The organism is Mesorhizobium sp. 2RAF21, from assembly GCF_052115345.1.
GTDB lineage: Bacteria > Pseudomonadota > Alphaproteobacteria > Rhizobiales > Rhizobiaceae > Mesorhizobium > Mesorhizobium terrae.
This window is the reverse complement of the sequence record NZ_JBFRGM010000006.1, coordinates 149,020-161,448: the sequence shown is the minus strand read 5'-3', so window position 1 is coordinate 161,448 and position 12,429 is coordinate 149,020. Positions and strand designations below refer to the sequence as shown.

The window sequence follows — 12,429 nt, the reverse complement described above, 5'->3', positions numbered from 1 at the left end:
ATCGCGGTTCAACACGAAGTCAATCCGTCTCGTGCCTGCAACTGCTCCGGGTTGCCGCGACTTCCGCCAACAGCCATTCGCGAAAAGCCTTGATCTTGGGCACGTTGCGGCGCGAGGTCGGATAGGCGAGCCAGAAGGCATGGCCGTCGTTGCCGACCAGATCGAAAGGCTGGATCAAACGTCCGTCGGCAAGCTCTGCCTCGAAGAGTTCACGAGTCAAAATAGCGACACCGTGGCCAGCGACAGCGGCACTTGCCTCATACATCTGCGCGCCCATGCTGCTGGCAGGCCGTGAAGCAAGCCCCGTCGCGTCGACGCCAGCCAACTGGAACCATTCCTTCCACCAGATGTCACTCGGGTCGAGGATCGGCAGGCGCAGGAGATCCGCCGGCTCCCTCAGGCCGATGCTCGCGGCGAGAGCCGGACTGAGCATCGGTGTAAAATCGGCCGCGAACAATTTGTGCGTATCCGTGCCAGGCCATTTGCCTCCGCCGGAGCGAATGGCGACGTCGACATCCTCGCGCGCAAAGTCGACGAGCCTCGACGACGTATTCAGACGGACTGCGAGCGAAGGATGTGTCATCTGGAACGCGCCAAGCCGCCGCGCCAGCCAGTTGGATGCGAAAGTCAGGATGGTGCTCACACACAGCACCCCCTCCGCGCCAGAACGCGCTGCCGAATAGGCATCGCTGATCGTCTCGAACGCGTCGCTGATTGCTGGCGCCAGCCGCTGACCGACCTCGGTCAATTCGATGTGACGTGGGTGACGCAGGAACAGGGCCGCGCCGACCCGCTCTTCAAGCAGCTTGATCTGATAGCTGACGGCCGCCTGGGTCATGCCGAGTTCACCTGCCGCCTTGGTGAAACTCAGGTGACGGGCAACCGCCTCAAAGGCGCGCACGGCGGTGAGCGGGGGAAGCTGCTGCAACATTTGCCATAAGCCCTCTTTATAGGCTCCTCTCGACGTTCAATTGGAATCAAAGCCGAAACAGCCCGATATTTCCTTCCAACACATCAGATGCATTTAGGCATATCGGAGATTGTTCGCCATGACCACGTTGCACGACTTTCTCCTGTCGCATTCCAGTCGGAGCTGGTTGTCGTGGCTGGCTGATGGTTTTGGCTGGAAGCGGCACGCCCGCACCTATCTCGACATCCGCGAACTCTCGCCGCATCTGCGCCGGGACCTCGGCATCACCGACGGTACGGATCCTGTCGGCCGGCGCCAGTGAAACCTGTCTGCATCAACCTACGCCGACATAACGTTTGACCGCGGCGGGATCGGCACGCAGCGCCGCCGCCGTCATGGTCTCGCGGTTGCGGCCGTTCTCGATGAAGGCGACGCGGTCGGCGACGGCCAGAACTGCCTCGACACGCTGCTCGACCAGAATGGTGGAAACGCCGAGGCCGCGCAATTTGGAAACCGTCTCGCGAATCTTCTCGATCATCGACGGCATCAGCCCTTCGGTGGGTTCGTCCAGCAGCAGCACCTCAGGCTCCAGGCAGAGCGCGCGCGCCATCGCGAGCATCTGCTGCTCTCCGCCAGACAATGTGCCCGAACGCTGGTTCAAGCGCTCCGCCAGGCGAGGGAACAGGCCGAGCACCATATCGCGGGTCGCCTTGCCCTTGCCGCGCGCCATCAGCCCGATTTCGATGTTCTCCGCCACCGTCATTTCGGCGAACAGGCGTCGACCCTGCGGGACATAAGCGACACCGGCCTTTGGCACCTCGTGTGCCGGCAGTCCGGTCAATTCCCGCCCGTTCAGCCTGATCGAGCCAGCCGTCGCCGGGATCAACCCCATGATCGCCTTCAGCGTGGTGGTCTTGCCGGCACCGTTGCGGCCGAGCAGGCACAAAACTTCGCCCTTGGCGAGGGCCAGGCCAATGCCGTGAAGCACTTGCACTTCACCGTAAGAACAGTCGAGCCCGGCGATCGCGAGCAGCTCAGACATGCGCGGCTCCCAGATAGGCTTCCTGCACCTGTTCATTGGCGCGGATTTCGGCCGGGCTGCCTTCGGCAATGATCTTGCCGGCGTCGAAGACGGTGATGCGATGGGCAAGTTGCATGACCACCGGCATGTTGTGTTCGATGATCAGCACCGTGGCATCGCGGGCGATTTCGCGTACCAAGGCGACGAACCCCTCTATCTCGCCGTCCGACAGACCTTGCGTCGGTTCGTCGAGGATCAGCAGGCGCGGCGCGAGCGCCAGGCCCATGGCAATTTCCAGCAACCGCTGATGGCCATAAGACAATTGCCCAGCCAGCATCCCGGCGCGGTCGGCGAGACCGGTCCGCGACAGTGCCTCCATGACCCCGGCATGGACAGCGCCCCTGGAACGCCCGTCCGTCAACGTACGCTGCACCGACAAGGTAACGTTGTCGTAGGCGGAGAGGTTGGCAAACACGCTGGTGACTTGGAATGTATAGGCGATGCCAAGCCTGACCCGCTTGTATGCCGGCAGGTCGGTGATATCCGCGCCGGCAAACATGATGGTGCCCGCCGAAGGCTGAATGCGGCCGCAGACAAGGCTGACGAAGGTGGTCTTACCGGCGCCGTTCGGGCCGATCACCGCCCGGATCTCTCCCGGCATCAGGCTGAAATTGGCACCGTCGACGGCACGCAAGCCACCGAAGTCACGCGACAGACCGGTCGTCGTCAGCAACGGCGTCATGGCAGCCACCCGATCCAGCGGCGACGCACCGCGCCGAGAATGCCCTTGGGCGCGAACAGCACGAGCAGGATGAGCGCCAGTCCGACAATCAGCAGCCAGGCCGTGGTGTGGCTGCTGGCGATGTCGGTGACATAGTAGATGAACAGCGTGCCGACCAACGGGCCGAGCGTGGTCGCGACGCCGCCAGCCAAAGCCCATAGAAGCGGCAGGATGGAATACTGCACCGAGGCGAAATTGGCGCCGACATAGCCGAACAACAGCGCATAGGCGCCACCCGCCGCGGCGCAGATGACGCCTGAAAGCACCATTGCCGAGAGCTTGTTGGCGAAGGTGTTGTAACCCAGGAGCCGCGTGCGCTCCTCATTTTCGCGGATCGCCACCAGGACACGACCGAAGCGCGAGCGCACGACCGCAACCGTGGTGAAAAGCACGATCGAGAACAGGGCCAGCGCCGTCATATAGCGCACGGTCGGGTCGGTCAGATCGAGGGCCGTGCCGCCGATGTGGACGATGCGGTCGGCCTGCTGGACAACCAGACCCTGATCACCGCCGGTCCATGCCGAAAAATAGACGATGGCGAGCAGGAACACCTGCGCGAACATCATGGTGACGATCATGAAGGCAACGCCGGAAGTGCGAAGCGCAAGTGCACCGACCACCAGGGAGAGCAACGCACCGCAGCCGAGACCGGCGAGGAAGGCCGCCGGCACATTCCAGCCGAAATGATAGATCGCGAGGCCGCTGCCATAGAGGCCGGCGGCAAAGAACATGGCATGGCCAAGGCTGAGCAAACCGCCATAACCAAACAGCAGATTGTAGCCCATGGCGAAAACCGCCAGCACCATGATGCGGGCGAACAAGCCCTGGTGATAATCGGGCAGCAGAAAGTTCAGCGCGAACAGCACGACCACCACGGCGACATGCAACGCATAAACCCTGGCGGCCGGCGCTTCCGTCATCGGGCGGTCGTTCCGAACAGGCCTTGCGGGCGAAACACCAGCACCATCGCCACCGCCAGGGTTGCGATCATCTTGGCAAGCGTCGGCGAGAAGAACATCGAGACGATGCCATCCGACAGACCGATCAAAAGGGCTGCGATGATCGTGCCGCGCAGAGAGCCGAGCCCGCCGATGATGATGACGATGAAGGACAGGAGCAGCGGGTCCTGCCCCATCAGGTAATGTGCCTGACTGATCGGCACGATCAGCACGGCCGCCGTCGCGGCCAACATGGCGCCGAGCGCGAAGACGCCGGCATAGACGCGGTCGACGGGAATGGCGAAAGCCTGCGCCATCTCGCGGTCATACTGCGTGGCGCGCATGACGAGGCCGATCCTGGTTCGGGTGAGCACAAGCCAGGTCGAAACCAGCAGCAACGCTGAGGCGACGATGACAAAGAGCTTATAGCCGGAATAGCCGAACCAGGGCAGAAGCACACGATAGCTGAAGGGCGGCGCCACCGGGCGCGCCTCCGGTCCGTAGAAGCTCAGCGCAAGTTGCTGGATGATGTAGAGCAGACCGATAGTGGCAACGATGGTGGCTTCGGGGTCATAATTCAACCGGCGCAACACCAGCCGCTCCGAAAGACAGGCGACCGCCCCGACCACGAGCGGCGCCGCGATGAGCGCTGCGACGAAGCCAACGGCCGGGTGTCCGTCGAATGCCGTCGAAACCGCCCAGGCAAGCACCGCCCCCAGCATGAAGAACTCGCCATGGGCGACGTTGACTATGCGCATGACGCCGAAGACGAGCGACAGGCCGAGTGCGGTAAGCGCCAGCACCGCCGCGGTAACCAGGCCTTCGAGCGTTGCGAGAAGGAGATGAGGGCCGAAAGCCATTCAGCCGCGGCCCTCTTTCTCCGATGCGGATTTCACAAGCTGGTTCACAAAGGCTGCTTGGTATAATCGGCCTGCGGCTCGTACATGCCGTCTTCGATGGCGGTCTTGTGCACGACCATCAGCTTGCCGCCTTCCAGCTTGGAAATGTTCTGACTGCCGAAACACTGGTGGATCTTGCCGTTGAACAGCTTGCGGCCCTGCGGATGCTCCGGTCCTTCCTTGAACTCGGTCAGCGCCTCAGTAGCTTCAACCAGCTTGGCACGATCTTCCGGTCCCTTGTAGCCGGCATCCTCCATCGCCTTCTTGATGACGTAGAGCGTCTCCCAGCAGCCGAACATATGGGCGGCGGTCGAGACGTCCTTCGGATCGCCGACGGCGGCACCATTGTCGTCTATGCCGACGGCGGCACGGTAGGCTTTCTGCGCTTCCGTGTCGTCGGCCTGGGCGTAGCGTGGCGAACCCTCCCAGAAGTGGCTGCCGTTCAGATATTCGAGGCCCGGGCTGTTGATGTCGACCGCCTCCAGCGAATCGATGAAGCCGAACAGTTTCGGCCCGCTCGAACCGTAGAAATCGCCCAATTCCTTGACGAAGGTCAGCACCGCCGGACCGACCATGACGTGATAGATCGCATCGGTGTCGGAGGGGATCTGCGGAAAATACTTGGTGAAGGAGGATTCCGTCGGCGGAATGGCGATCTTGGCGATCACCTCCGCGCCCGCCTTCTGCAGGGCCGGCGGCAGGTAGTCGCGATGGTCGTAGCCGAAGGCGTAATCGGGGAAGATCATGGTGATCTTCTTGCCGGCATTGGCGGCGATCCATGGCGCCACCGAAGTGACCTGGGCGCGAACGTCCGTAATGCCCGGCTGGAACACGTAGCGGTTCAGCTTGCCGGACGCGACGTGATAGCCCTCCGACACGACATAATATGGAATTTTCAATTCGCCGGCGGTCGGCGCCGAACCCACCACCACATTCGAGAACAGCGTGCCGTAGACGATATCGACCTTGTGCTGGTTGGCGAGCTTCGCCACCACTTCGGCGCCACGGGCGGCGTCGGTGCCGTCGTCTTCGATGACGATTTCGACCTGACGGCCATTGATGCCGCCGGCGGCATTGATTGCTTTCACGGCGGCCGCCGTCGTTCTTTCATACCAGCGGCCATAGGCGGCGCCGATGCCGGTGCGATGTGCCTGGAAGCCGATCTTGATCGGCGCCGAGCTCTGCGCCTGGGCATAACGCACGAAGCCGGGGGCAACGGCGAGACCAGTACCGGCAGCCAGGCCTTTCAGCACGCCACGACGGGACACTGCGGTGTTTGCAAGATCGAAGAAGCGGCTTTTCTCAGTCATCGAGATCCCCTCATGGGCATTGACCTGCAGCCGGCGAAAGGCTGGGTGAAAATCGCGGCGCAAACCAATCACCAAACCTCGGTCATGGCAAGCGAGCATTCCGTGGCGTCAACCGACACGCCATGGTCGGCTCAGCCAACGGCCGGCGTGGCTAGAAGCCAGAGCCCGAAGACGGTATAGGCGATCATCAGGATCGTGAGCGGTATCTGCGTGAGAACGGCACGAACCGGGGACGGATCCAGCCTCGCGGCGAACACATGCGCGACAAGGACGGCGAGCACATGCCCGCAGACGATGGTGGCGGCCTGGATGTTCCATATCCACCAGGCAGCAGTCGCGCCGGCAACGATTCCCGCCTCGACCTGCATGTTCGCCGTGCCGAAAATATCCCACCCTCGCGCGAAGGGATCGGACAGCGCCACGAGCGCATACTGACCGTCGACAAGCAGCGCCGTCAGATAGTGCGCGACATGATAGGCGAGAGCGATCGGCACGATCGACCAGACGAGCAAGCCGGCGGCATTGGCGAAACCATGTGCCCTGCCGGCCAGGCGCAGGCCGAAGAAGACGGCTACGGCAAACAGCAACGCCAGGAGCAGAAAGGTCAGCACGAGACCCAGCGTAGCCGAACCGATCAGCGCCGTGCGCCCGGGGTATTCGAGAGGATTGACGCCGATCGAGCCGAGCCACAAGAACGTCTTGCCAAGCCCGTCGAAGGAAACCGACGACAGTGCGAGCAGCAGGAAGGCGACGCCACTCAACGGCAGTGATGGCGTGTCGAGCAGTCTTGCACCAGGCAGGTTGAGATAGAACCTGCCGTCCGCGCCACGGCCGACCATGGAAAAGCGCGCCAGCATCGAGAAAAAGACCGACAGGAACTCGCCGCGGCGGGCCCAGTTCTCATAACCGAACGCCAGCATGGCGATGAAGCCGACCAGCCAGTAGAGGCCGGCCGCAACGGCAAGCCGCGCGGGATCGTCCGGCGCCGGATCGACAAGTTCGAACCAGGCAAAGGCGAGGAACAACGCGAAGGCGGGCCAACAACCAGCGCCCCCTTTCGACGGTTCGTTGCGGACAAACCCCAGCCGCATCACCAGACGGTATGGCCCCTGCCATGGATTGAGCCAGGACCAAAGGTCACCCACCATTCCCTGCAGCAACACAAACCCGGCCCACAGAAGCGTCCAGACCGTCAGCGGAAGCGGATTGGAAAGAGGATCGCGACTGCCCCAGGAACCGGCAGCCAGCAGCAGTGCAAAGCCAGCGAAAGACAAGAGCCCGACTACCGTTTTTGCCCGATCGCCAAAGGTGAAGAGCGGCAAGCGCCACTGCCAGGCCCGTTCGAGGAAACCCGATGGCAGCAATGCCAGCACGAGAAAGGATGCACCAACCGCAAAGGCACCGCCGGCAATGTAATACCCTGTCGACAACAACAGGACATGGCCGCGGTCCGAAGCGTGGGCAAGGGCAAGGCACGGCCACAACGCACCGGCAAGTGTGAGGCTGAGAAACCGCAGGAACCTCACAGCTGCCTTCCGCCGGAAGTCATCCTGATTTTAGACTTTCACCAACTGCCTGACGCGCGCTTCCTCGCCGAAGATGCGCAGATAGCGGGCGATTTCCTTCGTGTCGCCTGTCGCCTTGGCCGGATTGTCGGAGAGCTTCACCGCCGGGCGACCATTGGCGTCCGTCACCTTGCAGACCAGCGAGATGGCGTTGAGCCTGTCGGTGGAGATCGGCGCGCAATCCTCGAAATCATTGGTCAGGTTGGTGCCCCAGCCGAAGGACATGCGAACCTTGCCCTCGAAATGACGATAGGTCTCGATGATGGTATCGACGTCGAGGCCATCGGAGAAGATCAGGAGTTTCTGCCTCGGGTCCCTGCCCTTATCGCGCCACCAGGAGATGATGCGCTCACCGCCTTCGACCGGCGGAGCGCTGTCCGGGCGGAAACCGGTCCAATCGGCCACCCAATCGGGCGCGTCTCGCAAGAAGGCAGCGGTGCCGAAAGCATCGGGAAGCACGATCAGCAGGTTGCCGCCATAATAACGCTGCCAATCCTGCAGGACCTTGTACGGCGCCTGGCGAAGCTCCGCCTCGGAATTCGCCAAAGCGGCGAGCACCATCGGCAGTTCGTGCGCGTTGGTGCCGAGCGCCTCAAGATCGGTATCCATGGCGAGCAGCACGTTCGACGTGCCGGTGAAGGCACCGCCGATGCCTTCCTTCAAGGCCTCCACGCACCAGCGCTGCCACAGGAACGAGTGACGGCGCCGCGTGCCGAAGTCGGAAATGCGGATTTCAGGGAGCTGTTTCAGTCGCTCGGTCTTGGCCCACATCTTGGCCTTGGCGCGTGCATAAAGCACGTCCAGCGCGAAGGGGCCGAATGCCTTCAGCGCAGCACGCGAACGCAGCTCGTTGATGATAGCAAGCGCCGGGATTTCCCAAAGCGTCGTGTACATCCATGGGCCGGAGAAGGAGAGTTCGTACTGACCGTCGCGCCTTGAAAGCTCGTATTCCGGCAGGCGGAAATTCTCCAGCCAGGCCAGGAACTCCGGCTCGAATATCTGCTTGCGGCCATAAAAATTGTTACCGCCCAGCCAGATCATTTCCTTCTTGCTGAAACGCAATGTCCTGGCATGATCGAGCTGCTCGCGCAGCTCGCCTTCGTCGATCTCGTCGGCAAGGCGCACGGACGTCGTGCGGTTGATCAGCGAGAACGTGGCGTCGACCTTGGGATACATGCCCCAGATCATCTGCAGCATCAGCAGCTTGTAGAAATCGGTGTCGAGCAGCGACCGCACGATGGGGTCGAGCTTCCAGGTGTGATTGTAGACGCGCCGTGCGATATCAGTCCTGGCCATGTCCGAAACCTGCTTCCGCTTCCGCCCTTACGACTACCAGACCGGCCTCATAGCATTGAAATCATGAACGCGCTGCCCCGCAATATGCCTGGCACAGAGGAAAACGGGCGCGGCAGTAACAGGCATCAAGACCTCACAAGCCGTCACCTCAATCGTCCGACCGCGCGACGACCTTGAGCACCGGGCGTTTGCGACGGGTGACAATCTGAGCCGCCGCGGCCGTGTCAGGGCGGCTGTCGGCCTCGGCCTTTTCGGCAAACAGCCAATCCACGAACACCTGCACGATGGGCGCGGACCGCATCTCGTTGCGGCACACCACGTAAAAATCGTCCACCGCTGGCACCGAGAGGCCGAACGGCACGATGAGTTGACCCCTGGCCAGCAAGCCGCTGGCCGTCATCGTGTCGCCCAGCGCCACGCCATGGCCATGCAGAGCCGCTTCGATGGACAGCCGGGCATCGTTGAAATGGTGGCGCCGGCAATTGCGCTCGAGGTCGAGCGCGTCGGCGGCGGCGAGCCAGGTGTGCCATTCGCGGCCGTCGTCACCATGCAGCAGCACATGGTCGGCGAGGTCCCGGATCGACCGGATCGGCCTGTTGTTGGCCAGCGTCGGACTGACCACCGGAAAGAGCTCGAGGCCCGACCACTTGCGAATCCAGCAATCGGTCCAGCTACCGTCGCCATAATGAACGCAGACATCGATGTCCGACGAGCGGATGTCACGCGGGTCGTTGGAGGCCACGAGCTTCAGCCTGATGTCGGGGTAACGCGATGTGAAGGCGCCGAGACGCGGGATCATCCACAAAGACAGCAGCGCCGGCACGCAGGAGACAACCAGCGCACCGCTGCTCGCCGGACGCGTCAACCGGGCCGCCGCCGCCGCAATACCCTCGAAGGCGCCGGATACCGCAGGCAGCAGTTCAGCACCATGCGGGGTGAGCTTGAGGCGGGAACCCACACGCTCGAACAACTTGACGCCGAGCGATTGCTCGAGCGCCTTGATCTGGTGGCTGACCGCGCCATGGGTGACATGGAGCTCGGCAGCCGCCTTGCTGAGCGAGGCGTGCCTGGCCGTCGCCTCGAAAGCGCGCAGGGGATTGAGCGGTGGCAGGCGTCGAGAGCTGTTCATACGCTTTATGTGAGCTTTCCTCACAGCGAGCGCTATAACAATATCAATTGATTTTCCATCCACACGCTCCGACAATCCGCGCCAATCACGCATAAAAAGACGGTATTGCAGGCAGCCGAAACGCTTTCGTGCACCGCTTTGGGGCACATCGGCATCCTGCCAGGAGGAGTTGCAGGAATGGGTTTCGACCGAGGCAAGCTCGACGCGTTGCGCCGCAAATATGGCGAGAGTCATGGCGGCGAGTTGTTCGATCCGAAATTCCGCCGCGTCGCCGACAAGATATTCTCCAAGAGCGGCACGCGGCTTGCCCCCTATTCGGGCATACCTACGTTCCTCTCCGCGCCCTATCGCGAGATTTCCGTCGACAGCCCGGACTTCGGCGACCTTCAGGTGGCGATGATTGGCGTGCCGATGGATCTCGGCGTCACCAATCGTCCAGGTTCCCGTTTCGGCCCGCGCGCCCTGCGCGCGATCGAGCGCATCGGCCCCTACAACCACGTGCTCGAATGCGCGCCGACGCATGAGATCAGGGTGGCCGATATCGGCGACGTGCCGTTTCGCAGCCGCTACCGGCTGGAGCTCAGCCATGACGACATCGAAAAACGCGTCGGCCAGATCGTCGACGCCGGCGTCATCCCGCTTTCCGTCGGCGGCGATCACTCGATCAGCCATCCGATCCTCAAGGCTGTCGGCAAGGACCGCCCGGTCGGCATGATCCATATCGACGCCCATTGCGACACGGGCGGCGCCTATGACCTGACCAAATTCCATCACGGTGGACCGTTCCGCAACGCCGTGCTGGACGGGGTGCTCGACCCGTCGCGCACCATCCAGATCGGTATTCGCGGCTCGGCCGAATATCTTTGGGAATTCACCTACGAATCCGGCATGACCGTCGTGCACGCCGAAGAGGTGACCGGCCTCGGCATCCCGGCCATCATCGAGAAGGCAAGGAAGATCGTCGGCGACGGCCCGACCTACGTCTCCTTCGATGTCGACAGCCTCGACCCGGCCTTCGCCCCGGGTACCGGCACGCCGGAAGTTGGCGGACTGACCACGCGCGAAGTGTTGGAAATCCTGCGTGGATTGAAGGGCCTCAACATCGTCGGTGGCGACGTCGTCGAGGTCGCGCCGCAATATGATTCCACCACCAATACGGCGCACGCCGGCGCACAGGTGCTATTCGAAATCCTGTCGTTGATGGTGTTCAGCCCGGCACTGAAAGGATAATGGCGCCAGACGATGGCGCTATCGCATAAGAAAACGATAAGGGAACCCGGCAAAGACCGGAACAACGGAGAACATCGATGACCGAGATCATGAAGACCAAGCTCAGCCGACGCACCGTCCTCGGCGCCGGCGTTGCTGCTGCGAGCGTGCTGGCCATGCCGGCAGTCCTGCGTGCCCAGGAAAAATCGCTGAAGGTCGGCGTCTATGGCGGCTACTTCAAGAAGTCTTTCGACCAGCACATCTTCCCCGAGTTCACCAAGGCAACCGGCATCACCGTGGAATCGGTGGCCGAACCGACCGGCGAGGCGTGGCTGGTGCAGCTCGAGCAGGCGGCCAAGGCTGGCCAGGCCCCGGCTGACCTGTCAATGATGTCGCAGACCTCGACGCTGAAAGGTCAGTCGACCGAACTCTGGCAGCCGCTCGATACCTCTAAGTTCAAGCACTACGGCGATCTTCTGCCGCGCTTCATCAACAAATATCCGGACGGCCGTGTCGCCGGCATCGGCGCGGTGGCCTGGTACATCACGCTGGTCACCAACACCAATGTCTACAAGGAGGCTCCCAAGTCCTGGGACGCGCTGTGGGACAAGGCCAATGCCGACAAGCTCGGCCTTCTGGCGCTGGCTTCCAACTCCTTCCTGCTTGAAGTGACGGCCAAGACCTTCATGGGCGGCACCAATGCGCTCGACACCGACGAGGGCCTCGACAAGGCATTCGCGAAGCTCGCTGAAGTGAAGCCGAATGTGCGCCTGTGGTATCGCGACGAAGCGCAGTTCGAACAGGCGCTGAAGTCGGGCGAAATCCCGATGGGCCAGTATTATCACGACGTGACCGGCCTGGCGGCCAAGGACGGCCAGCCGGTGCGCTCGACCTTCCCGAAGGAAGGCGGCATCCAGGATTCCGGCAACTGGGTTCTGTCGCGTGTCTCGAAGAAGGTCGACGAAGCCCATCTCTTCATCGACTATATGAGCCAGCCCAAAGTCCAGGGGCTGATGTCGCGCAACGTCGGCACTGCGCCGACGCTGAAGCGCGAGGTGCTCGACCTCACGGCAGCGGAATTTGCCGCGGTCTCTTCCGACATCGAGCCGATCATTCCGCGCTATGACCTTTATGTGTCGAAGGCCGACGCGATCAACCAGAAGTGGACCGAGCTGATCGTCGGCTGATTTTCCCATCCTCTCCCTGAGCGCAGGGAACAAGGGATATAGCCTTCGGGCGGGGAGCGAATACTATGCTGCAAGGCGGGTTCGCTCCCCGACTGCTATCGGCGCCCGGTCGGTCTCCAGACGAGGCGGCCGACGCCAGATAACCGAAACATCCGCATGCACGACCAGCCAAGCAGGATAACGC

General features: G+C 62.4%; 12 protein-coding genes. 3 read left to right on the top strand and 9 right to left on the bottom strand.

Translation table 11 applies throughout. From position 1 onward, the window contains the following. Positions 1-19: 19 nt before the first annotated feature. Positions 20-931, bottom strand: coding sequence for a transcriptional regulator GcvA (gene gcvA / locus AB4136_RS11795; RefSeq protein ID WP_024924207.1), 912 nt, complete (start codon positions 929-931; stop codon positions 20-22). A 118-nt stretch (positions 932-1,049) separates the two neighbouring features. Here gcvA (AB4136_RS11795) and AB4136_RS11790 point away from each other — a divergent pair, with 118 nt between their 5' ends. After that, positions 1,050-1,232, top strand: coding sequence for a hypothetical protein (locus tag AB4136_RS11790; RefSeq protein WP_024924208.1), 183 nt, complete (start codon positions 1,050-1,052; stop codon positions 1,230-1,232). A 12-nt stretch (positions 1,233-1,244) separates the two neighbouring features. On the opposite strand, the gene AB4136_RS11785 is transcribed toward AB4136_RS11790, so the two are convergent. From AB4136_RS11785 to gcvA (AB4136_RS11750), 8 genes are all read right to left on the bottom strand, one after another. Continuing rightward, positions 1,245-1,952 carry an ABC transporter ATP-binding protein gene (locus AB4136_RS11785; protein ID WP_024924209.1) on the bottom strand — a complete coding sequence of 236 codons (708 nt, stop codon included), beginning with the start codon at positions 1,950-1,952 and terminating at the stop codon, positions 1,245-1,247. Continuing rightward, a complete protein-coding gene (locus AB4136_RS11780; protein ID WP_024924210.1) occupies positions 1,945-2,673 on the bottom strand; it encodes an ABC transporter ATP-binding protein in 729 nt (242 codons plus the stop codon). The genes AB4136_RS11785 and AB4136_RS11780 overlap by 8 nt, the downstream gene beginning before the upstream one ends. Next, positions 2,670-3,632 (bottom strand): branched-chain amino acid ABC transporter permease, encoded by a 963-nt coding sequence (locus AB4136_RS11775; RefSeq protein ID WP_024924211.1) that lies wholly within the window; start codon positions 3,630-3,632, stop codon positions 2,670-2,672. The genes AB4136_RS11780 and AB4136_RS11775 overlap by 4 nt, the downstream gene beginning before the upstream one ends. Then, positions 3,629-4,510 carry a branched-chain amino acid ABC transporter permease gene (locus AB4136_RS11770; RefSeq protein WP_024924212.1) on the bottom strand — a complete coding sequence of 294 codons (882 nt, stop codon included), beginning with the start codon at positions 4,508-4,510 and terminating at the stop codon, positions 3,629-3,631. The genes AB4136_RS11775 and AB4136_RS11770 overlap by 4 nt, the downstream gene beginning before the upstream one ends. A gap of 44 nt (positions 4,511-4,554) precedes the next feature. Next, the gene (locus AB4136_RS11765) at positions 4,555-5,859 is read right to left on the bottom strand and encodes an ABC transporter substrate-binding protein (protein WP_024924213.1); all 1,305 of its coding nucleotides are present in this window, start codon (positions 5,857-5,859) and stop codon (positions 4,555-4,557) included. 131 nt (positions 5,860-5,990) lie between these two features. Beyond that, positions 5,991-7,385, bottom strand: a complete 1,395-nt coding sequence (locus tag AB4136_RS11760; RefSeq protein WP_024924214.1) for a hypothetical protein — start codon at positions 7,383-7,385, stop codon at positions 5,991-5,993. A gap of 30 nt (positions 7,386-7,415) precedes the next feature. Further along, entirely contained in the window at positions 7,416-8,720 is a 1,305-nt protein-coding gene (gene pncB, locus AB4136_RS11755) for a nicotinate phosphoribosyltransferase (protein WP_024924215.1), read from the bottom strand. Between the two features lie 148 nt (positions 8,721-8,868). After that, positions 8,869-9,849: a transcriptional regulator GcvA gene (gene gcvA / locus AB4136_RS11750; protein ID WP_024924216.1), complete on the bottom strand. Its 981-nt coding sequence runs from the start codon at positions 9,847-9,849 to the stop codon at positions 8,869-8,871. 177 nt (positions 9,850-10,026) lie between these two features. On the opposite strand from gcvA (AB4136_RS11750), the gene speB reads away from it, so the two are divergent. Then, entirely contained in the window at positions 10,027-11,079 is a 1,053-nt protein-coding gene (gene speB / locus AB4136_RS11745) for an agmatinase (RefSeq protein ID WP_024924217.1), read from the top strand. A gap of 77 nt (positions 11,080-11,156) precedes the next feature. Beyond that, on the top strand, positions 11,157-12,245 hold the full coding sequence (locus AB4136_RS11740; RefSeq protein ID WP_137900302.1) for an ABC transporter substrate-binding protein: 1,089 nt from the start codon (positions 11,157-11,159) through the stop codon (positions 12,243-12,245). Positions 12,246-12,429 lie beyond the last annotated feature (184 nt).